General features: G+C 32.2%; 18 protein-coding genes. 17 read left to right on the plus strand and 1 reads right to left on the minus strand.

Annotated features, from left to right (window positions below):
- Positions 1-60: 60 nt before the first annotated feature.
- The 17 genes from DFQ06_RS15945 to DFQ06_RS16020 all read left to right on the plus strand — a co-directional run bounded on the left by DFQ06_RS15945 (position 61) and on the right by DFQ06_RS16020 (position 22,112).
- Positions 61-513 carry a PepSY-like domain-containing protein gene (locus DFQ06_RS15945; RefSeq protein ID WP_133968823.1) on the plus strand — a complete coding sequence of 151 codons (453 nt, stop codon included), beginning with the start codon at positions 61-63 and terminating at the stop codon, positions 511-513.
- Positions 514-675: 162 nt separating this feature from the next.
- Positions 676-1,956 (plus strand): TolC family protein, encoded by a 1,281-nt coding sequence (locus DFQ06_RS15950; RefSeq protein WP_133968825.1) that lies wholly within the window; start codon positions 676-678, stop codon positions 1,954-1,956.
- Positions 1,957-1,962: 6 nt separating this feature from the next.
- The gene (locus tag DFQ06_RS15955) at positions 1,963-2,880 is read left to right on the plus strand and encodes an efflux RND transporter periplasmic adaptor subunit (RefSeq protein ID WP_133968827.1); all 918 of its coding nucleotides are present in this window, start codon (positions 1,963-1,965) and stop codon (positions 2,878-2,880) included.
- A complete protein-coding gene (locus DFQ06_RS15960) occupies positions 2,880-5,879 on the plus strand; it encodes an efflux RND transporter permease subunit (protein WP_133968829.1) in 3,000 nt (999 codons plus the stop codon). Before DFQ06_RS15955 ends, DFQ06_RS15960 begins: the two co-directional genes overlap by 1 nt.
- A gap of 1 nt (position 5,880) precedes the next feature.
- Entirely contained in the window at positions 5,881-7,014 is a 1,134-nt protein-coding gene (locus tag DFQ06_RS15965) for a serine hydrolase domain-containing protein (RefSeq protein WP_133968831.1), read from the plus strand.
- 132 nt (positions 7,015-7,146) lie between these two features.
- A complete protein-coding gene (locus tag DFQ06_RS15970) occupies positions 7,147-7,605 on the plus strand; it encodes a PepSY-like domain-containing protein (RefSeq protein WP_133968833.1) in 459 nt (152 codons plus the stop codon).
- A 437-nt stretch (positions 7,606-8,042) separates the two neighbouring features.
- Entirely contained in the window at positions 8,043-9,929 is a 1,887-nt protein-coding gene (locus DFQ06_RS15975) for an LTA synthase family protein (protein ID WP_317130006.1), read from the plus strand.
- A gap of 6 nt (positions 9,930-9,935) precedes the next feature.
- Entirely contained in the window at positions 9,936-10,817 is an 882-nt protein-coding gene (locus DFQ06_RS15980; RefSeq protein WP_133968838.1) for a diacylglycerol/lipid kinase family protein, read from the plus strand.
- A 112-nt stretch (positions 10,818-10,929) separates the two neighbouring features.
- Positions 10,930-11,505 (plus strand): phosphatase PAP2 family protein, encoded by a 576-nt coding sequence (locus tag DFQ06_RS15985; RefSeq protein ID WP_133968840.1) that lies wholly within the window; start codon positions 10,930-10,932, stop codon positions 11,503-11,505.
- 19 nt (positions 11,506-11,524) lie between these two features.
- Entirely contained in the window at positions 11,525-12,100 is a 576-nt protein-coding gene (locus tag DFQ06_RS15990; RefSeq protein ID WP_133968842.1) for a phosphatase PAP2 family protein, read from the plus strand.
- Positions 12,101-12,118: 18 nt separating this feature from the next.
- Positions 12,119-12,706 carry an HD domain-containing protein gene (locus DFQ06_RS15995; protein ID WP_159140096.1) on the plus strand — a complete coding sequence of 196 codons (588 nt, stop codon included), beginning with the start codon at positions 12,119-12,121 and terminating at the stop codon, positions 12,704-12,706.
- Between the two features lie 65 nt (positions 12,707-12,771).
- Complete coding sequence (locus DFQ06_RS16000) at positions 12,772-15,591, plus strand: gluzincin family metallopeptidase (RefSeq protein WP_133968846.1); 2,820 nt, start codon at positions 12,772-12,774, stop codon at positions 15,589-15,591.
- A gap of 13 nt (positions 15,592-15,604) precedes the next feature.
- On the plus strand, positions 15,605-16,585 hold the full coding sequence (locus tag DFQ06_RS16005; RefSeq protein WP_133968848.1) for a phosphatase PAP2 family protein: 981 nt from the start codon (positions 15,605-15,607) through the stop codon (positions 16,583-16,585).
- A gap of 115 nt (positions 16,586-16,700) precedes the next feature.
- Entirely contained in the window at positions 16,701-18,959 is a 2,259-nt protein-coding gene (locus DFQ06_RS16010; RefSeq protein ID WP_133968850.1) for a hypothetical protein, read from the plus strand.
- A 374-nt stretch (positions 18,960-19,333) separates the two neighbouring features.
- Entirely contained in the window at positions 19,334-21,130 is a 1,797-nt protein-coding gene (locus DFQ06_RS16015) for a ParB/RepB/Spo0J family partition protein (protein WP_133968852.1), read from the plus strand.
- Between the two features lie 258 nt (positions 21,131-21,388).
- Positions 21,389-21,550 carry a hypothetical protein gene (locus tag DFQ06_RS19455; RefSeq protein WP_159140097.1) on the plus strand — a complete coding sequence of 54 codons (162 nt, stop codon included), beginning with the start codon at positions 21,389-21,391 and terminating at the stop codon, positions 21,548-21,550.
- 16 nt (positions 21,551-21,566) lie between these two features.
- Positions 21,567-22,112 carry a hypothetical protein gene (locus DFQ06_RS16020; RefSeq protein ID WP_133968854.1) on the plus strand — a complete coding sequence of 182 codons (546 nt, stop codon included), beginning with the start codon at positions 21,567-21,569 and terminating at the stop codon, positions 22,110-22,112.
- Here DFQ06_RS16020 and DFQ06_RS16025 read toward each other — a convergent pair.
- On the minus strand, positions 22,094-23,014 hold the full coding sequence (locus DFQ06_RS16025; RefSeq protein WP_133968856.1) for a hypothetical protein: 921 nt from the start codon (positions 23,012-23,014) through the stop codon (positions 22,094-22,096). The two genes, DFQ06_RS16020 and DFQ06_RS16025, sit on opposite strands and share 19 nt — an antisense overlap.

A 23,014-nucleotide genomic window follows, 5' to 3' on the forward strand; every position in this document is an offset into this window, starting at 1 on the left:
TAAAATCATCTTTAGAATTGGTAACTATATTTATAGTATTAATTTAAAACACAAAAAAAAATGAAATTATTAAAGGTAATTCTAGGAGTATTTTTAGCATGTAGCATGTTTGCTTTTATCTCGAAAGGAGATAAAGCTCCACAAAAAGTGACAGATGCATTTGTAAAGAAATTTCCAAATGTTAAAAAAGTTAAATGGGAAAAAGAAAATGCGACTGAATGGGAAGCGGAATTCAAAATTAATAAAGTTGAGTATTCTGCTAATTTTATGGAAGATGGGACTTGGAAAGAAACAGAACATGAGATTGATGAAAAAGAAATTCCCCAAACTGTAAAAACAGCATTAACTAAAGGTTTTCCTAGTTACGAAATAGAAGAGGCGGAAATCTCTGAAACAAAAGAGGGAACAGTTTATGAGTTTGAAATCGAAAAAGGAGAGTCTGAAATGGAAGTTGCTATTGATGTAAATGGTACGATTGTAAAACAGGAAGTAAAAAAAGATGATGAAGAATAATTTTTCATAATTCATCAGTTAATTTTAAGTTTGGAAAGCGTCCAGGTCTGTTTTAAGATCTGGACGCTTTGCTTTTGCACAACGGGTGTTTTTTATTCTTAACTTAAGTTCTTCTTTAGAATTGTTAGTTACCTTTTGGTTTTAATTATAAAATTATTATTTGTGAAAAAGAAAATGCTTTTATTAATTGCCATTTTTACTTGTAGCCTTCTTGTGGCTCAAGAGAATAGAATGCTAGATTTTTTTGTAAATAAAGCAAAAGAAAATACGCCTGTAATTAAAGAAAATAACAATCTTCTAAAAATTGGGGAAATACAAAGCAGTATTATTAAAGCGCAGAATAATGCTTTTCAGGTTAATACCACTTCAGAGCTGTTAGTTGCACCTTATTTCAATAATAACGGCAAAGTTATCGATATAACAACAACACCTTCAATTAACGCTATTGGTTATGATGTAGGTGTTACTAATGGTGGTTTGTATTCGGCACAAATCAATGTGACCAAAAACCTTTTCAACCAAGCAATTACCGATAATTTATTGTTTCAGAATAAAATAAGTAGCAATTCAATAGGACTTTCTTCCGAAGAAATCACCCATAACATTGTTAAGAATATTACAGATGCTTATATACTTGCGTATCAATTACAATTACAGGAAAACTTTACTAAAGACATTCTAAAAGACTTAGAGAAGCGATTACAGGTGGTAGAATTATTAGTGAAACGTGCTGTTTTAATGGAAAGTGATTATTTACTGTTACAGTTAGATATTGAAGGCAAGAAATTAGAACTTCAGCAAATACAAAATAATCTTAAAACAGCCATTAATCAATTATATAGTTTAAGCGGAATGCCTATTGGTACTATTGAAAAGTTGGAAGCACCAAATTTTAATACCGCTTCAGAACCTTCAAAGTTTTTTTATCAGAAAAAATTTAAAAATGATAGTCTACAAATAGTTGCCAATCAAAAAATTTTTGAAAATCAATACAAACCTCAAGTAACCGCTTATGCCAACACAGGTTTAAATGCAGTCGAAATCCCTAATTTATATAGAAGGTTTGGTGCAAGTGCAGGATTGCGATTAACCATCCCGATTTATGATGGAAAGCAACGCAAGTATAATGCGCAACAAAGTATTTTGAAAGAAGAAAACTTAAATTTTTATAAGGAAAACACAAAAGTGCAATTAGAAAATAATATAGCCACTATTGAGCAACAAATAGTGGCTTTAGAAGACAATATGGCACTACTTAACAAACAACTCGATAAGCAACAAAACATATTAGAAATTTATAAAGGAAAATTGGTTCAGGGACAAATTTCTATTGTAGATTATCTTAACGTGATACAAAATTATAAGCTGAATAGCTACACTAAATTACAAATGCAAACCAACTACTGGTTATTACAAAGCCAGTATAACTTTATTAATTGGTAATTGATTATGAACAAACACTACTTCAACTATATCGCCATTTTATTAATTCTGATTAATTTTTCTGCTTGCAAAAAGAAGGCTGAAACAGTTTCAGAAAAAAAAGCACCAATTAACGTTAGCGTTGTTGCTGTACAACAAAACGATATTAAAGAATATCTTACATTTAATGGTGTTACACAATATCAAAAAAAAGAAAATATCCGCTCTAATGTTACGGGTTATATTTCTTGGATGAAATATAAAATTGGTGATAACATTCGTAACGGACAAACCTTTGCATCGGTTAGAACTAAAGAGCAAGATGCACTTAAAGAAGCTGTAAAAATAGATTCCACTTTATTGAAATTTATTAAGCCTCAAAGTATTCAAAGTAACGCTTCTGGTGTATTAACAGTTTTAAATATTACTCAAAACGATTATGTTGCTGAAGGAGATGTTTTAGCAACTTTAGTACAACCAAAATCGCTTGTAGTGCAAGTAAATGTGCCTTATGAATATAAGGATTATGTAAGAATAGGCACCAATTGTGAAATCTTACTTCAAAATGAAGAAACCATTACTGGGAAAATAACTAGCAAACTACCTACAATAGATCCTTTGGCGCAATCACAAGTGTTTTTAATTGCATTACCAAATGCTAATCTTCCTGAAAACTTAAATGTGCAGGTGAAAACTATTTATAGGGAAGATGCGACTGCAATGACTATTCCCCAAACGGCTTTACAAACCAACGAGTTACTCTCTGAATTTTGGGTGTTAAAAATTGTGAACGACTCGATGGCATTAAAACAAAAAGTGATGCCATTACTTAGAAATGACTCTATAGTTCAAGTAAAATCTGAAAGTCTTAAAGTAAATGATTTAGTCATTACCGAAGGTGGTTATCAAATGCAGGATTCAACAATTGTAAGCTTCAAAAAATAATGAAAAAACTGCATTCCAATTATAAATTTCCGTTGCTTGCCATAGGTATTCTAATCCTTATTGGTGGAATTTTTACGTATCAGAATTTAAAAACCGGCTTATTTCCAGACATCACATTTCCGAAGATTAAAGTGATTGCAGATGCAGGCCAACAGCCGGTAGACAAAATGATGACTACCGTAACGATTCCTTTGGAAAACATAATCCGCAAAACAGAAGGTTTGCAATACATACGCAGTACAACCTCTCGTGGAAGTTGCGAGATTTCAGTCTTTTTAGATTGGAATATGGATATCAATACAGCAAAAGCACAAATTGAATCTTTTATCAATCAGTCACAAGGCAATATTTTGCCAAATACCAAGTTTTCTGTAGAAAAAATGAACCCATCCATTTTACCAGTAATGGGCTACTCATTAGAAGGCGAAGGCTTATCTCAAGTCGATTTAAAGAAAATTGCAAAGTATCAAGTAAAACCATTTTTAGCTGCCACACCTGGCGTTTCAGACATCGCTGTAATAGGTGGTAAAGACAAAGAGTTTCAAGTTATTTTAAAACCAGATGTGATCAAATCTTTGAGGATTTCTATAGCAACCATTCAAAATGCGATAGTCAACTCTAACTTGTTACAATCTAATGGCTACATCACAGATTTTAATAGAATGTATTTGACGCTTACCGATAATGCGGTGGACGATATTAATGATTTAGAAAATTTGGTTATCATTAATAGTCCAAGTCGATTAATTAAACTAAAAGATGTTGCCAATATTGAAGTTAATGAAGTCAAGGAATATGTAAAAATCCTTGCTAATGGTAAAAATGTTCCTATCATCGCAGTCGTTAAACAACCAAACGCCAATCTTATTGAAGTCAACAATACTATTGAACAAAAAGTTGCTGAACTCTCAAAAACGCTACCTAAAGGCGTAGTGATAAAACCCTATTACAAACAAGCAGATTTTGTAAACACCAGTATTGCAAGTATCAAAGATGTATTATGGATAGGTTTGGTTCTAGCGTTAATAGTAGTGATTCTATTTTTACGTTCCTTTTCAGCAAGTATGGTAGTACTGTTTACCATTCCTGTATCTTTATCTTTAACGCTTATTGTCCTTGACGCTATAGGTTACACGTTTAATATTATGACTTTGGGGGCTGTTGCTGCCGCTATTGGATTAATGATAGATGACGTGGTTATTATCATTGAACAAATACATAAAATTAGAGAAGAGCATCCAGAAGAGTCAATGGGTTGGGTGACGCACGAAGCAATCACACATCTGTTTCCTGCAATGATCGGTTCGTCTTTAAGCACACTGGTTATTTTTATTCCTTTTGTACTAATGACAGGGGTTGCAGGTGCTTATTTCCAAGTCATGGCATTTAGTATGATCATTGCCTTATCAGCATCCTTTTTAGTAACTTGGTTAGTAGTGCCTGTACTATCAATTTTGTTTACAAAAAATAAATCTATAGAGCGTAAACAGGAGCCAAAAACAAAGTGGATTCATAGTGTATTAAACAAACCAATTATCGGAATTGTTTTTTTATTGGCTTGCGTAGTTATCCTTGTAGTCATCCCTTCAAAATTACCATCTGGATTTTTACCAGAAATGGATGAAGGCAGTATTGTGTTAGATTACAATAGTCCATCAGGAACTACGCTAGAAGAAACCGATAGAATGTTACAAATCGTTAACGGAGTATTGGACACACAACCTGAAGTCGAAGCCTATTCTGCAAGATTAGGAACACAAATGGGGTTTTTTATTACAGAACCTAATCGTGGTGATTATTTGATTAAGTTGAAAGATAAGCGTACCAAAACAACAACTGAAGTTTCTGATGAAATTAGAAAGCGCGTTGAGGAAAAAGTGCCACAATTAACCATTGATTTTGGTCAAGTAATTGGCGATATGTTAGGGGATTTAATGAGTTCCGTTCAGCCTATTGAGATTAAGGTTTTCGGAACTAACATAAATACCTTAGAAAGTTTATCGCAGGAAATTGCGAAACAAGTTGAAACAGTACCTGGTACAGCAGATGTAAATGATGGTATTATTGTGGCAGGTCCAAGTTTATCCATAATTCCAAATGTTCCCAAATTGGCTCAATTAGGAATGACCGTTGCCGATTTTCAGTTGCAATTACAAACCCAAGTAGAAGGAACTGTTGTAAGCTCGATGATAGATAAAGAGCAAATGGTAGATATTCGTCTTGTCTACCCAAATGCACTAAAAACGTCGGTTTCTGATATAAAAAACACAGCTATTTTATTACCTAATGGTTCAAGCGTGCCAATAAATCAAGTAGCCTCAATAGAAGTAGGTAAAGGTGTAGCAGAAATCAATCGTGAAAATCAAAAATCGATGGGTGTGATTACCGCACGATTAAATAATCGTGATTTAGGCTCAACACTTAAAGACATACAAAGGCATTTAACTAAAAACCTATCACTTCCTGCTGGGTATTCTATTGAATATGGAGGCGCTTATAAAGAGCAACAAAAAGCTTTTAAAGAGTTGATGATGATTTTAATATCTGCCATTTTACTGGTATTTATTGTGATATTATTTCTATTCAGAAAAGTAAAAATCGCATTGGCTATTATTGTAATTGCAGTATTAGGAGTTGCAGGAAGTTTATTGAGTTTATACTTGACAGGAACACCATTAAACGTTGGTAGCTATACAGGGATTATTATGATTGTTGGGATTATTGGAGAAAACTCAATTTTCACCTACAGACAATACCAAGAAAGTGACACCTCTTTAACTCATATCGAAAAAATAGAATACTCAATTGCTGCACGATTACGACCTAAATTAATGACTGCTTTTGCAGCAATTATGGCATTAACACCATTAGCATTGGGTATTGGTGCAGGAGCACAACTACATCAACCATTGGCAATAGCTGTAATTGGAGGACTGGTGTTTGCATTACCATTATTATTGGTTGTATTGCCAACTATTTTGAAAATTATAAAAGAATAAAATGAAAACTAAACTTTCCATTTTTATCATCTCAATTGTAATTTTAAGCAGTTGTGCTGCTTTACGTCCTTTAAAGTATGGAGCTATACCAACCCAGAAAAGTTACAAGCATTTTCCGAGTAGAATAATACAGAATAGCGATTCAGTTTTCAACTTTATAGCACCTACAAAAGACTATGGTTTAGGAAAAAAAATAGGGCTTTTAACTAGCGACTTTAATGCTACTAATGTCGTGTTAGATAGTTTTGTGAAATTACACAAAACTATTTCATTCTTGATTATACGTAATGACACAATAATATATGAAAACTACCAAAGAGGTTATAATCCTAAATCTGTGGTATCCAGTTTTTCAGTTGCAAAACCTATCGTATCTACACTTATTGGTATTGCTATAGACGAAGGTAAAATTCAAAGTATAAATGACCCGATTACACATTACATACCAGAATTTGTCGATAAACCTGGATTTGATGAGATAACAATTAAGAGTTTATTACATCATACTTCAGGTATTAGTTTCACAGAAGGAAAATTAGCTTTAAGCTCAGATAATTCTCAATTTTATTGGGGAAATAAACTGAGAAAGTTAATGTTAAATCCTATTATTGAAGAGGAACCAAACCAAGTATTTCATTATAGCAGCGAAAATCTGATGTTGTTAGCGTATATCTTAGAAAAAGTAACAGGAGAAAGTATTTCAAATTATTTAGAAAAAAAAGTTTGGAAGCCTTTAGGTATGGAAGCACCTGCGTCTTGGAGTTTAGATAGAGATGATGACCAAGCAATAGAAAAAGCATTTTGTTGTTTGCAAGCAAGAAGTATAGATTTTGCAAAATTTGCACGATTGTACCTAAAAGGTGGTAATTGGCAAGGACAACAAATTGTATCTGAAAAATGGGTGGATTATTCGACGCATTCAGATCCAGCGGGTAATAATAAGCATTTTTATAATAATAATTGGGGGCTTGGGCCTTTAAAATACGGTAGTTTTTATGCTATTGGATTATATGGCCAGTACCTTTATGTTTATCCTGATAAAAACATTATAATAGTAAGATTTGGAGACATGACGAGTTATTTGCATACTGCATATTGGAACGCAAATTTTATTCAAATAATTGACCAGTTATAAAATTATAGTAAACCTAAAGATTGATTCTTTAAATTTCTATGTTGCTTCTAATTTTTACTTAATATATTCCTTTAGAATACCCTTAATTCAGCATTAGATTTATTTAAATAATCAAAAAATGATTTTAGAGTTATGTCTTTTAAACTAATTTTTATTTTTTTTATCGTTAGTTCTTGTTCGATACAAGCGCCTACGGATGTTCAAGAATCATTTGAAAAACAATTTAAAAATGCTGAGGATATTAGTTATAGAAGGGAGAACGATACTGTTTGGCAAGTATCATTTTATCAAGAAAAATTTCATTACAAAACTGTTGCATATACGGGGAAAGGTAATTGGTTATTTACAAGAACAAAAATTTCTGACGGCGATGTTCCGAATGAAGTCTTACTAAAATTAAAAAAACAATTTCCAAAATCATTTCTTATACAATCATTTCAAAAAATCACTGGAACAGGGAATCATTATGAGTTTGAAATTGAAGATAATGGATTGCGTACTTTACTAGAGTGTACGGTGAAAAATGAATTAGTGATTTTAGAAAATGAAACTTACAGATTAAGAAACGACTTTATAATAGAAAATGACTGATATTAAAAAGAGATTCTCCAATTAGTTGGGTTTTGTGTTGTTGTATAAAATTGTCTTTTGGGTAAGAAACTATTCTTACAATAAACAAAATTACTTTTAGTTTTGTTTATGGAACATTTGTTTTTAATCAACTTTGAGCTTTACTTTATATAGCGATCTCAAAAATTGCATTGCGGAATTAGTCAATAAGTCGAGTTGTTTTAAAGTTAAGTAGTACAATATTAGTAATTATAAAGTAAAATAGTACCTAAAGAAAATAGTGTTTGTTATAAACACAGTTTTTAACTTTAAATTTCCTTTAGAATCCCATAGTACTTTCGGGGTAAATAATTATACTCTTTTACTAAATGTCTAAACTATTCCCGAAGCGATTTGCTTTACTCAAAGCTTATATTACACTGTTTCTAATCTTATCGTTCATAATAAGACTAAGTTTCTTGTTTTGGAACTTTTCCGAAGTTGACAAAAATCTATTTACCTTAGGAAACACCTTCATAATTGGCTTTTTATTCGATGTTGCCACTATTTCGTTTTTTACTATACCGTATCTTATTTACCTTATTCTTTTCCCAAAACGATTCTATGGTTCAATTCTAGATAAAGTAATTACATACTTTGGGTTTTCTTTGGGCGTTTTAATTGTTTTCTTTTCATTTTTTGGTGAATTAACATTTTGGGACGAGTTTCAAAGACGATATAATTTTATTGCAGTAGATTATTTAATTTACACATACGAGGTTGTAAAAAATATTAATGAGTCCTATCCATTACCAATATTAATTTCTGCAATGTTAGCTTTGGTGCTTACTAGTATTTTTATCATTTATAAATTAAATTATTTTAGTAAAACTTTTAATAGCCAAACAAGCTTTAAATCCAAACTAATTGCAACTATTCCTTGGGGGGCTGTTGTGGTAATAAGCATATGTTTTGTTACAAATAAATCGGCTGATTTTTCTGATAACCGATATAATAATGAACTCGCCAAGTCGGGTATTTACTCCTTTTTTGCGGCTTTTCGAAACAATGAATTGCCTTATAGTGAATTTTATAAAACTATTCCCAAGGCATTGGCTTACAAAACAGTTAAAGCCAGTTATATAGATTCTAAAAATATACTTGTAAACTCTAATGAGAATGCTATTTACCGTACAATTATAAATTCCGATAGCATTTTAAAACCAACAAAGCCTAATGTCATTTTCATTTGTATAGAAAGTTTAAGTGGCGATTTTTTAAAAGAATTTGGTAATAAAAGCAACATTACACCAACCTTAGATTCATTAGCAAATAACAGTTTGTTTTTTGAGAATCTATATGCTACAGGAACTCGAACTGTTAGGGGGATGGAAGCGATAACCTTATCTATACCTCCAACACCAGGACGAAGTATAGTAAAACGAAGAAATAATCAAGGCTTATTTACTATAGGAGAAGTTTTCAAGCAGCAAGGCTACGAGCGTAATTTCTTTTATGGAGGGGATGGGTATTTCGATAATATGAACACCTATTTTGGAGGTAATGGATTTAATATCGTTGATAGAGGGCGTGGGTTTTTATTAGATAAAAGCATTACAACTACGCGGACTAATATTGAAGATAATGAAGTAACTTTTGAAAACGCTTGGGGAGTTTGTGATATGGATATTTACAATAAAGTATTGAAAGAGGCAGACAAGGCTCACGAAACAGGAGTTCCTTTTTTCGATTTTGTAATGACTACTTCAAATCATAAACCCTATACTTATCCAGAAGGAAAAATTGATATTCCATCGGGTGCAGGACGACATGGAGCAGTAAAATATACCGATTATACCATTGGCGAGTTTATAAAAAAGGCAAAAGCAAAAGCGTGGTACAATAATACTGTTTTTGTAATCATGAGTGATCATTGTGCAAGTAGTGCAGGACGTTGGGAATTGGATGTGAAAAATTATCATATTCCTGGGCTAATTTTTAATTTACCAAATCAAGAACCAAAGAAAGTAAATAAGCTGGCTTCGCAAATAGATGTGTTTCCAACTTTGTTTTCTGCTTTAAATTGGGATTACAAGTCAAATCTATTCGGAAAGGATATCATGTCTATGCAGCCGCAAGATGAGCGCGCATTTATAGGTAATTATAGAAAGTTGGGCTATTTAAAAGATGAGAAAGTATTGATTTTGGATGAACAAGCTAATGCTAATTTTTATTCTTGGAACCCAGTTGATAATAGTTTAGGTAGTATACCTACTGAAGAGAAATTCGAACAGAAAAGTATTTCATTTTACCAAGTAGCTGATGATTTATATAGAAGTGAAGGTTTGAAAATTAAGAGTAAATAATAAATAGTGATAGATATTCATTTTATAGTTAACCCAATAGCAGGCTCTGGTGATCATAGTTTTTCAGAGCCATTTCTTCAGGATTATTTTGAAGCAGATCGTTACAATATAACAATTAAGTCTTCGGGATATAAAGGTCACGCTATTGATTTAACAAAAGAGTCTATAAATCAACAAGCTGATATTATAGTTGCCTGTGGAGGAGATGGAACTATAAATGAGGTGGCTTCGACATTAGTAGGAACAACAATACCCTTAGGAATTGTGCCTATTGGTTCAGGTAATGGATTGGCCTGTCATCTCAATATACCTTTAAACTTAAAAAAAGCGCTATATATTATTAAAAATAACAAAAGAACGGCTATAGATGTAGGCAGTGTAAATAAACGTTATTTTTTTAGTAATACAGGTTTTGCCTTTACAGCTAATGTTATCGAAAACTATGAAGCATCGCAGACAAGAACATTGTTGTGCTATATAAAGGCATGTTTAAAATCTTTTCAGGATTATTCTAAAAAAGAAAAAACAGTGATTTCTATAGATGATAATATTGAAATTGTTAACCCTTTTTTAATCTTTATTTCAAATTCAAATGTTATGGGGTATAAGATGAGTCTTACACCAAAGGCTTCATTAACAGATGGTCTTTTAGATGTTGTACTCGTACCTAGAATAAGCAGGCTTAGAATGCTCGTTTTTGGATTTTGTATGCTTATAAGAAAACCAGAACTTCTAAAAGAAGTTAAGTGTTACCAGACTAGTAAATTGACACTTTTACGTAAAAAAGGTACTTCTTTTGAATCACAAATTGATGGAGAAATATCGAAAATTGATGCTAAAAAGCTTTCAATATCAGTTGAAAGAGAGTCGTTAAATATTTTAGTATAAGGTAATTACTACTCTTTTTAGACAACTTTAAAATTTCTTAAGATTTCACCTATATTTTTATCCTAAATAAATTGCCTATACATAAAGCTACCTTAATTAAAATACGGAATTAATGATATTAAAGCATTCAAAGTTCTCATGGATCTTATGCGCAGGTTTATTTATTACATCATTTTCTTTGCAAGCGCAAGATACAAGTGAGACGATACCGCAAGTTGGAAGTATTCAAAAAATGGGAGATGTTATTCTCTTTGCATTACCTGTGGCTACCGTTGGAGCATCATTAGTTATGGGGGACGAAAAGGGCGCATGGCAGTTTACTAAAGGCTTAATACTTACAGAAGCTGTTACTTATGGTTTAAAATATAGTATAAATAAACCGCGACCAGATAATAGTAATGATAATTCATTTCCTTCAGGTCATACCTCTACAGTATTTCATAGTGCAGGGTATATACATAGGCGTTATGGTTTTAAATATAGTATTCCAGCATATGCGCTTGCAGGATTTACAGCTGCAAGTAGAATCGATTCTAAAAAACATGATATACTGGATGTATTAGCAGGAGCAGCAATAGGTTTAGGTAGTAGTTTGCTTTTTACCACGGAATATCAACAAGAACACATGGCACTCACTTTGAATACTAGTGAAAGTGGTTACATGCTTGGTTTTTCTTTTAAATTTTAATATCAAACCATACTTTTAGATGAAAAAAATAATTTTTTTACTCACAGTTTTATTACCTATTATCGCTTTTTCTCAAGTTGAAGATTATGATTCTCCTTCAGAAATAAGGAGAGAAACTAATTTGGAAGTTTTTGGAGATTACGCTCAACATGTGCCAGCACTTACGTCTCTAATTATGATTATAGTAAAAAAAGATAAAAAAGGTTTTTGGCAGTTTGCAAAATCTTATGGTACAACACTAGGTGTTACTTACGCTTTAAAATATGCTATAGATAAACCTAGACCAGATGGTAGAACAGATGGGCACGCATTTCCATCAGGGCATACAGCTGTAGCTTTTTCTGGAGCGTCTTTTATACAACGACGATATGGTTGGAAGTATGGAATTCCGGCATATGCTTTATCGGGGGTAGTTGCTTACAGTAGGTTGGAAGGTATTAATGATAGACATGATGGTTGGGATGTTTTAGGCGGAATCTTAGTGGGGGTTGGAAGTACCTATTTATTTACAACTCCATACCAAAGGAAGCATTATGAGTTATCATTTAAAAGTGGAGAAGCTAGTTACTTAGTCGGTATTAACTATAAATTTTGAGTAATAATGAATTCAATAATGTCTAAAGTAAAAAAACATTGCCTCTTTTTATTAAAGCAGAGTCGTTGTAAAATACTGCCATTTCATTGTGTAGAACATACCTTAGAAGTATATAAAAATGTGCAAACTATAGGTGAGTACCAAAAATGTAATATTGAAGAACTAGAGGTTTTGAAAATAGCAGCACTATTTCATGATACAGGAGTTTCAGAAACATATAAAGGGCACGAGGATATAAGTGCAAATAATGCACAGAAGTTTTTGATTGATTTTAATTATTCTAAAACAAAAATTGAAAGAGTAATGGATATTATCAGAGCAACTAAGATGCCACAAAGCCCCAAAACAAAACTAGAAAGGATTATATGCGATGCTGATTTATTTCATCTTTCTAGCAATAATTATTTAGTAAAAAGTGAATTATTGAGAAAGGAATGGAAAGAATATATGGGCTTGATTTTTTCAAATGAAGAATGGTATCAGTTGAATTTCAAATTTTTATCAGAACATCATTACCATACAGACTATGGTAAAAAAGTACTTAAAGAAAAGAAGATGAAGAATATTATGTTAATGGAGAAGCTAAAACTGGAAGCTACGGTTTAAATTATTTCAAGAAAGAATAAAAGCCAGCTTATAAAACTAATACACGAAGACATGATTAAAATTTAATGACTACACTTAAACTCATAACCTGTATTACTTTTTTTTTAGCCACAATCATAGGTTTTTCTCAACATAAAATAGAAATAAGTGCAGAACTTGATACCATTTCTCATACCATTAAGATAAATCAAGAAATTATCTATTTTAATACATCTAAAGATACCTTAGCCGAAATTTTATTCCATGATTGGGCAAGCAGTTACATAGATAAAGAAACACCTTTAGCCCAACGCTTTGCAGAAGATTACAAACGTAATTTTCATTTTGCAAGTGCGCGTGAACGTGGTTTTACAAACATAGATTCCATTAAAAACGAATCAGAAAAGACATTAATTTGGCAACGTTATAATGGTTTTCAAGATATATTAGAGGTTATTTTAAACGCGCCTCTCAAATCTGGAGATAGTACTACAATTCGTTTTGATTACAGCGTAAAACTACCAGATGATAAATTTACAGGCAACGGTTACAGCAACAATAATAGCTACAATTTACGGTATTGGTATTTAGTGCCTGCGGTTTATGATAACAAGTGGGAAGTTCATAGCAATAAGGATTTAGGCGATTTTTATGCACCATTGGCATCCTATGGCATCGAATTTACCATTCCTAATAATTACACATTAACATCAGGTCTTAAAGAATCTGAACAAGACACAGATAACAAAAAAACGATGTCGCTTTCAGGAGCAAATCAAAGAGAAGTTAAATTGTATATTCAGAAAATTTCTAATTTTTACCATCTCAAAACAGATGAATTTGATTTGGTCACTAACATTTCCGCAGACAAAGTTGAAGATTTTATAAAACTAGAAACCGCCAATAAAATTGTCACGTTTCTAAAAGGTAATTTAGGCGATTTTCCGTTGGAAAAACTTATCGTTTCAAATATCGATAAACGTAAGAATCCTATTTATGGTTTTAATCAACTTCCTGAAAAATTCAGACCTTTTTCAAATGAGTTTCAGTTTGAAATATCCTTGCTAAAAAGCACGATTGACGCGATGCTCGAAAGCACATTGGTAATTAATCCAAGAGAAGAAAAATGGGTTACTGATGGTATTTTGGTGTATTTGATGATGGATTATATGGATTCATTTTATCCTGAAATGAAATTGGGTGGAACACTTTCAGAGGTTATAGGTTTACGTTGGTTTCATGTAGCAGATTTAAAATTCAACGATCAATATTATTTAGGTTACAAAAATATGGCTAGGCGCTTTATAGACCAATCGCTGAAAACACCAAGAGATTCATTATTAAAATTCAACTATAATATTGCCAATACTTATAAAGCGGGTCTTGGTTTTAAGTATTTAGAAGACTATTTGGAAGATGAAACGATGAGCAATAGTATAAAGCAATTTTATTCAAATTATAAGCTGAAACCAACATCTGCAAAACAATTTCAAACGATTATTGAGTCTTCAGCAAAAAAGAACACTAATTGGTTTTTTGATGAATTTATATCTGAAAATGACAAGCTAGATTTCAAATTTAAAAGTGTTGAAGAAAAAGGAGATTCGTTAATTATTGTATTAAAGAATAAAAGGAAAAACACGATGCCTGTTTCTATTTCATCCATTAAAGACGAGAAGGAAATTGATAAGTTTTGGGTAGATGGTTTTCTTGATGAAAAACAAGTAATAATAAAAAACAATAATGCGGATAAGCTCGTTATTGATTATGATAGAAAAATTCCAGAAGTAAAACGATCAAATAATTATAAGAACTTAAAAGGAATATTTAATAAGCCATTACAGGTTAGATTGTTGAAAGATGTTGAAGACCCAAGTAAGAACCAAACCTTCTTTATGCCAGTTATTGAATTCGATAATATTTACGATGGTTTAACGATTGGTGGGAAACTTTATAATAAAACGATTATTACTAAGCCCCTTATCTATAAAATAACACCTACTTATGGCTTTAAATCTAAAACTTTAATAGGTTCTGCATCTTTGGTGTTTACTGAACAAATTAAGGAATCGGGTTGGTATAAATATCAAGTAGGATTATCGGGAAACAGGACTAGTTATTCACCAGAATTGTTTGCCAATAGTTTTACACCCTATGTTGATTTCAACTATAGAAGTAAAGATTTGAGAAGTAATTTGCAACAATCAATTACATTGAGGAGTGTAAATATCTCTAGGGATGTAAATGTAGAAGTTCCTCTGGAAACACCTAATTATAGTGTTTTTAATGCGAGATACATCTATTCTAATTCCAACTTTTCAAATAGCATTGCTTTTAAAGGCGATTATGAGCTTTCAAAAAATTTCAGTAAACTATCCGTAACTGCGTTTTACAAAAAGTTATTTTTAAATAACAGGCAGATTAGTTTACGATTATATGCAGGTACATTTTTAAAAAATAACACCCAAGCCGATAATGGATATTTCGATTTTGCGTTAGACAGACCATCCGATTATTTATTTGATTATAGTTATCTTGGAAGGTCTGAAGATGAAGGTTTATTTTCTCAGGAATACATTACAGCCGAAGGTGGTTTTAAATCGTTTTTAGAAACCAGATTTGCAAACCAATGGATAACAACATTAAATGGCGAAGTAAGTATTTGGAATTGGATTCATGCTTATGGAGACGTCGGGTTTTTGAAGAATAAGGGAGTTAACCCATATTTTGCTTACGATTCTGGAGTAAAGTTAAGTCTAGTAGCGGATTATTTTGAACTCTATTTTCCTGTAGCTTCAAATAATGGTTTCGAATTAGAACAAGATAAATACGGAGAAAAGGTTAGATTTAAAGTCACGTTAAGTGTTTCTACACTTATAAAGTTATTTACAAGACGATGGTATTAATGCAATTTTTAATATGAATTACAATAACTTAATTAAATTTACTTTAATAATTGGAAGTTTCTTAATATCAACAACAAATAACGCTCAACAGATTGAAGATTTCCAAACCTTCGAAATGAAGAATGGAACAAGCTATACTTATACAGAACCTAAATTTTTCGATATGTTTCGACATGTCCCTAAGGATATTTACGAATTCGGTAAATACACCGTTCAAAAAGAAAACCTGTTATGGACAAGTATGGCAGTTGGTGGCACATTAGCCTTATTACCTTTTGACCAAAAATTATTGGACAACGTACAAGAATTAGGCGAACCACTAGGTTTAGCAGAAGATGTAAGTTACACCAGACTTTTAGGTATAGAGGTACTTCCAAAAGATATTAATGGAACAATTTATTATATCGGAAATGGATTAACACCAATACTGCTTAGTGGTGGTTTTTACATTGCAGGAAAAATAAATAATGATTATCGTGCCTTAAATACATCGAGCGAATTAATGGAAGTACTTATTTCCTCTGGTGTAAGCACGCAAATAATTAAGAGAATAACAGGTAGACAAAGCCCAAGTGCAGCAATTGAAAGCGGAAACCCAGGAGGACATTGGACACCATTTCCAAGCTTTAAGGCCTACCAAACCAACACACCAAATTACGATGCTATGCCATCCGGTCATATGACCACTTACATAGCAACACTAACTGTTATAGCAACTAATTATCCAGACGTAAAATGGCTTAAACCAGTAGGTTATTCTGTAGCAGGCATTATGGCTTTTCAAATGATGAGTACAAGGGTGCATTGGGCATCAGATTATCCATTTGCTATTTTAATGGGTTACGTAATTGGTAAAAATGCAGCAAACCGTAGAATCAAAAAAGAAATAAAACGTGATGTTACTGGCGAAATTATCGAGCCACGATTTAATACCGATTTCACTTTTTTTTCTCATTCAGGATATAATATGGCAGGTGTTGTGATTACGTTTTGATGAATGAATCTCTCTAAAATAAGGTTTAAAAAAGATTTGTTTCAATTTTCAATAGAACGGATGGTAATATTTTTTAACTTGTAGGGTTTGAAAAATTACTTAATCCGCTTTGAAGATGGAATTTAATTATATTATTGAAATATGTGTAGCAATTGATATTGCAATTATTGGTTTGGCATATCCTATTACCCTGGATAAAATCTCAAATATTGGGAGTAAGTACAAATCAAATTACTTGTCACGAGTATTCGAACATGAATTTCCACAGATAAGTTTAGGACCTAAACTTTGGCTTCGTTCAAGACCTGTCACTTACTTTGAGTGGTTACTATTTGCTGCTTTTTTTTCATTTCTATTTTTAGTTTTTGAATTTGAACCTTGGTTTCCGTTTTTAGCGGACACAAATAAGCTAGTTGTATTCTTATTGACTGCTTCACTTCTAATATCATTAATAATATGGGTGGATAAGGTTGCTTTGTATATAGGTAAACCTACTAGACTTTTAACTCGATTAATATCAAAATATAAATCTAAAAAAACAGATAGCGTTTATAAAACCTACTTATTAAAAACAATAAATGAATTTACAACATTTGCAGTAGAAAATGAAGATGAGCATTTACTTGAAACGTTGAGCAGTTTCTATACTCAGGAGTTTTTAGAGATGAGAGATAAACATCCATCGGATAAACCTATAGAATACCCAATTGACTTTTATCTTATTAATAGAAATATCATAAAGAAACAACTCAGAAAATCAAGAGAAGAACTTGATGTAGTAACATTAAATTCAATCTCTAACTGGTGGCTTCTTGGTCAGGATTTTAAAGAAATCCCTATATCATCTGAGACCTATTCTTGGATGTGGGGAAATATTACCATGATTTCTGATTCAGCCAAATTAATTGCTAGGCATTGGGGAACTGCACATCAATATTATAGTATGAGATTGGAAAATATCCAAGGGGACTATAATGTAGATACCAAAGTTTTTAATAATCAGGAAGCTATTGATTTTAGAAAAAAAGAGAAAATTGAATTTTTCGAGTTTCATATTGTACTTGGCGGACTACTACTTTACAAAGACAATAATAAAGGGTTACAGCGAATTTTGAATTACACCACAAGTCAACCTGCACAATATTATTTATTACCCAACTCAATGTACGAGGTGTTTTATTGGTTTGCTTATTTCAAAGATGGTTATATACAAGACAGAACACCTGTTGATTTCAAATATCGATTTCCAGAAGTTGATAATTTAGGCATATCTAGGCAAATAACATTTTGGATATGTAAATACATTTCTCTATTGTTCATTAGACAATATTTTGTTCAAATTAATTATACCAATAGCGGAAGTACAGACCAACCAAGAATGCCTGATACTGTTGTAGAATTATTAAGATGGAAAGGCACAATGGACTATTTTGAGTTTTGCTTAGATAAGGTTTTGGAAGAGCAAGAGCTTTTAAATATTTTAGGTTATACTATTACAGATGAGCTTAGAATAACATTTGATTCATTCAAAATTGAATTAAAACAGAGAATAGAAGATGCTATAGTTGCTAGACGCTTTTCTGCGGAGCTAAGTCCTCAAAAGATTATTAATTTTAAAACGAACTCTGTAAAATTGATTTCAGATGCATTTGATGTTTATAAGCCGATTCAAAATAGCACAGATTTTACGACAACAGAAACGGATATACTTAGAATAGGTCTTCAAGGTACTAAAAGGTTAATGCAGAAGCAAGCATTTACAGATGGCGATATTCCACACATGAATTCTGATACTATTTTTGGCGAGCTTGTAGTATCTGAAGAACTTAATAGATATATTCCAAATTCTCTTCTTACTGCTAGAACGCGTCGTTATTTAATTGAAAGAAATGATGTAGGAGAGGCTCTTAAACAATTGAAATATAAAAAGGCAACTCATATAATAGTTGGAGTTAATTTTGTTAGCCATAGCATTCAAAATAGCGCTAGTTATTTAGCAGATATTATTAACCTACCATCAAGATTTTTTAGAGATGTATTATTTGTAATTCCTAAATCTGATTTACCAATAATGAAACATAATACACTAAGCCAAGAGACTATTGATTTTTTACAACTTGGTCAACCTATCAATGAAGATAAGAAAATTTATGCATCTGTAATTGATTTAACGCAACAAGAGAATGCAGAACATAGAGTGCAATGGGAAGATGACAGGCATGAAAATCCTTTAGAATCTGTTCAGCTGACATTAGCATTTGCAGCAGAATTAATTTGGAAAGTTAAAAGGGATGTTGTGCAGCTAAATATGGTTTCGCCTTATCAAGAACAGGGAATAAAAGATGAAATAAGAAATATTGAACCTTTTAATTAAAATCCACTCAGCACATTCCTCTAAATTCCGTAAAAACTTCATTCCGAGAAAAGAGCTTCACTAACAGAGTTCTTGGACACAATTCCAAAATTTCAGATTTCTACTTCGCTTGATCCTGCCTAATCCCGAAACTTCGGGAGCAGGAACACTACATTCCTTATATAAAATTTTGAAATAGCGTCCGCTTAAAAGAAGGAGAGATATCTATATCAATATTGGTACAAAGATAAACTCGCAAAATATTATCATCAAAAGACTACGGCATAAAGCCAACGTTTCGCCCACAACTCATTTATTCCGTTTCCTTTTGAGCAGAAATTTTGTCTTCCATTTGGGTTCTGCAAAAATATTGTTTAATCTAAAATTTAAGTATTATGACAACAAAAGCGAGTACTGCAAGTAAAAACGGAAAGGCATCAGCCACCGTTAAAAATGAAGTCAAGAAAAAATTGACTCAAAGTGCCATTGGACTTCAAGTTCAAGAACTAGGTGTCGGAAGAATTATTCCAGACCCAATGCAACCAAGAAAAACCTTTAACGAGGAAGCTCTTAGGCAACTGTCCGAAAGTATCGAGGAACATGGTGTTCTGCAACCTATTACCGTTCGAAAATCTGGAAAAGATTACGTCATTGTAATGGGAGAGCGCAGGTATCGTGCAAGTAAATTGGCGAAAAAGAAAACAATTCCGAGTATCGTTAGAGAATATGATAATAATGATGTTCTGGAAATTCAAATTATCGAAAACCTGCAAAGACAGGATGTTGCACCTACCGAAGAAGCCGAAGCGGTAGCATTCCTAAGCGAAAAATATTCGCCAACGGAGATTTCAAAACGGTTGGGAAGAACAGAAAACTTTGTAAGACAACGTTTAAAATTGGCAGGTCTAATAGAGGGTTTTAAAGGCTTTGTTCGTAATGGAGAAATGACTATTTCGTTAGGAGTAGGTGTTGCACTTTTCGAGCCAGAGGAACAGCAGATGATGCTGGAAACAATGGGCGAAGATTTTAATGCACATCAAATTAATCAGATGATTAAAAATCAGACTTATGATTTGGAGAAAGCACCTTTCGATGTGGACGATGAAAAATTGATTACTAAAGTTGGTGCTTGTACAACATGTCCGTTCAACGCAGCAAATCAAGGTAATTTGTTTGGCGATGGTAAAATGGTGTGCACAAAATCAGCTTGTTATGAAACGAAGAAAAGCAAGTCGTTTTTGAACTTGATTGAAAAATCGAAGAAAGAGAATGTGTTGTTGATTCCTGAAATTCGCAAATACTGGGCAAATGACGACAATAACCAGCTCATTATATCGCAATTGGCAAAAAAGGGATTGAAGGTTTACCTTCTGGATGATGTTGAAATAATTGAAGAGCCGATTGAGCCTACAATAGAAGCAATTAAGACAGAATACCAACATTACGACTATTCTGAAGATGAGCTGAAAGTTGAACTTGAAGAAGCTATTCAGAATTACGAGGAAGAATTGAAAACATATAATTCTGCAAAAGAAAATGGATTTGTAAATGGCATTATGTTTCATCCGAAAACGTATGTACACAAAGCAATTTTTGTGAAGATAGTAGAAGATTCAAAAACCGAAAATTCTACATATTCAGAACCGTTGGCAAATAGAAAAATGGCAGAGTGTTCGCCTGAAGAGCAAATTGTTAAAGTTAACGAAAGAGAAACCCGTAAGAGACATATCGAGCACAATAAGGAATTTGAGGATATGGTTCAGATGATTCGTCAAACCGATTATATTGACAAGAAGAAATCACTTTCGGTAGATGAAATGGTGGCTTTCTCGTTAACCTTATATGAAAATAATGTGGACTATATAGGTCGACAAAAACACTTTTCAAAATTATTGGGTAACACATCCAAGAAGACTGATGTTGAAACTGTCGAGAACTTCAAAAAGAATTTCAAAAAAGAAACTTTCTATAAGTTGATTAGGTACATCCTTACCAAGCAAGTACATTTTGGCGAAAGCAATCACGTTAATAGCTTAACAAACATTTCATTCTACAATGCGATGCAAGGGTATTATAAATCTAAAATTGCCAATATTGAAAAGGGATATGTAGAAGAGAGAAAAAAGCGTGAAGCACGTTTGAAAGAGCGAGTAGGAAATCTTGAAAAGAAAATTCAGGAATTAAACGTTTAGCTTTTGTTGTTGGAAGTAAGGGTCAGCATTCGTGCTGGCTCTTATTTTTTTATATAGCCCTTCATAAAAAAGGGTAAGTAGAAAGTATTCAATCAATATCAGCGCAAAGGTAAACTCGTAAAATACACCCATCAAAAGACTACGGCATAAAGCCTACGCATCATCCAATGCTTATTTATTCCGTTTCCTTTTGAGCTGTGATTTTAGCTTCCGTTTAGGTACTACTCAAATATTGTTTAATCAAAAAATCTTAGAATTATGAAACAAGTATCTGAAAAATCCAACATGTCATTACAAGAAGCAGAAGAACATTATCAATTAAGTATTGAAAATTATGATGTTGATAGTGGAGAAAGTCATTTAGCTTATTACAGAGATAAGCATCCTACAAATTATCAAGTACTATTAGATAGCGTTTAATTTAAAATCTCACATCATGGAAAATTTAAAAGTAGTTCAGTTCGATTTCGGTTTTGAATGTAACCCAATATTAGCAAAAGAAAAAGTAGTAAAACCAACTAAAAAGGATAAGAGTGATTTCGTTTTCGATTTCATGGATTGCCTTGCCAGTCCAATCATTGTTTTTAAATCCGCATGGCAAGATACCATACCAAAAGACATTCTTAGTAGAATCAAATTATCACGAATAATTTGTTCAATGACTGGAGATAAAACGGCATCACTTACAGAGACTTTAGCCTACATGATGCCAAGAACTTATGAAGCACCCATGCAAACAGAATGGGCAAACATTTACACATGGCTAGGACTTCAATATGCAATGCAGAACAAAAGTAAAGACCAATTAGAAGCTATGACTGAAATAGCACCAAAAGAACTTTCGGATTATGAAAAAGGACTCTTAAAAAATCTGAGATTATGGATTTATGATAAGCGAAGAAAAGCGCTTAAGGGTATTTTGAAAAAGAACAAAGTGTCAAAAGATGATGGTGTTTTGGATATTCAAGAGAAACTGTTTTGAATCATTTTTTTTAAGTCATTTGATTCCTCAATAATCCAATGATTCGTCTCTATAAGTTTTTTAATCTTTGCTTTGTACTTCTCAGAATACAAATGAGAACTTAAATTTGAAAGTACTTCTGGTTTATCTTGATTTTTCCAATGACTACTATGTTCAGTATCAACAATACTTTTTGATATGGCTGTTGGGAATAAAAGTTGAAGTTCCGGAATTTTTTCTTTGGCTAACTCATAAATTTCTAAACCATCTGCATCCCAATCCGCTGAATAAAAAATGGGAAGTCCCCTCGTATCTGCGTATTTTAATTTGGGAACATTTTTTCCACCTGCATACCAAAGTTCATAATTATTTTCACGAGGCATTTTGTCTTTTCTTAAAAAGTCTAAATTTTCGCAAAGAACAATTAATTCTGGTTTTTTACATTGAAGTATATATAGATACTGTTGGTCTTTGTTCTCTACAAGTGTAATATCAAGTATTTGATTAATGGCTTTTATTAATGAGTCTTTTTTATCTAAGTATTTGTCATTTTTAAAAAACATTGTTGAGAACCCTCTAACGGTTTCTTGTGCTTCAATTAATTGTTCTCTATTAGGTATTAGATTACCACTTTGCTTCTTTGATTGTAATTCAATTAGAGTCTTTATATCCTCTTCTTCAAATCGTTTCTTTAAAAGATTATGGGTTTTTAAAAAATCAAAATAAATAGGAAACTGGTTTAAATGATGTTTTTTATAATACGAATCAAAAAGAAGTCCAGGCAAATAGTTTTTACCCACTTCTATAATTTCTTTATTAGATACCAATAGTTGAAAGGATGAATCTTCTTTTAGAGAATGCTTAACTTTAGTTTTTCGGTCTAAAAAAAGCTGGTGTAGAGATTTTAATACAGTCCAGTTCAT

It is taken from the genome of Algibacter lectus, from assembly GCF_004368925.1.
In the GTDB taxonomy this organism is placed as follows: Bacteria; Bacteroidota; Bacteroidia; order Flavobacteriales; family Flavobacteriaceae; genus Algibacter; species Algibacter lectus.

Coding starts and splice junctions, on each gene's coding strand:
- DFQ06_RS15995 (WP_159140096.1), top strand. CDS start 12,119: ATGTCTAAAGTAAAAAAACATTGCCTCTTTTTATTAAAGCAGAGTCGT.
- DFQ06_RS16005 (WP_133968848.1), top strand. CDS start 15,605: ATGAATTACAATAACTTAATTAAATTTACTTTAATAATTGGAAGTTTC.
- DFQ06_RS15945 (WP_133968823.1), top strand. CDS start 61: ATGAAATTATTAAAGGTAATTCTAGGAGTATTTTTAGCATGTAGCATG.
- DFQ06_RS15965 (WP_133968831.1), top strand. CDS start 5,881: ATGAAAACTAAACTTTCCATTTTTATCATCTCAATTGTAATTTTAAGC.
- DFQ06_RS16000 (WP_133968846.1), top strand. CDS start 12,772: ATGACTACACTTAAACTCATAACCTGTATTACTTTTTTTTTAGCCACA.
- DFQ06_RS15955 (WP_133968827.1), top strand. CDS start 1,963: ATGAACAAACACTACTTCAACTATATCGCCATTTTATTAATTCTGATT.
- DFQ06_RS16025 (WP_133968856.1), bottom strand. CDS start 23,014: ATGAACTGGACTGTATTAAAATCTCTACACCAGCTTTTTTTAGACCGA.
- DFQ06_RS15970 (WP_133968833.1), top strand. CDS start 7,147: ATGTCTTTTAAACTAATTTTTATTTTTTTTATCGTTAGTTCTTGTTCG.
- DFQ06_RS16015 (WP_133968852.1), top strand. CDS start 19,334: ATGACAACAAAAGCGAGTACTGCAAGTAAAAACGGAAAGGCATCAGCC.
- DFQ06_RS16020 (WP_133968854.1), top strand. CDS start 21,567: ATGGAAAATTTAAAAGTAGTTCAGTTCGATTTCGGTTTTGAATGTAAC.
- DFQ06_RS15990 (WP_133968842.1), top strand. CDS start 11,525: ATGAAAAAAATAATTTTTTTACTCACAGTTTTATTACCTATTATCGCT.
- DFQ06_RS19455 (WP_159140097.1), top strand. CDS start 21,389: ATGAAACAAGTATCTGAAAAATCCAACATGTCATTACAAGAAGCAGAA.
- DFQ06_RS16010 (WP_133968850.1), top strand. CDS start 16,701: ATGGAATTTAATTATATTATTGAAATATGTGTAGCAATTGATATTGCA.
- DFQ06_RS15960 (WP_133968829.1), top strand. CDS start 2,880: ATGAAAAAACTGCATTCCAATTATAAATTTCCGTTGCTTGCCATAGGT.
- DFQ06_RS15985 (WP_133968840.1), top strand. CDS start 10,930: ATGATATTAAAGCATTCAAAGTTCTCATGGATCTTATGCGCAGGTTTA.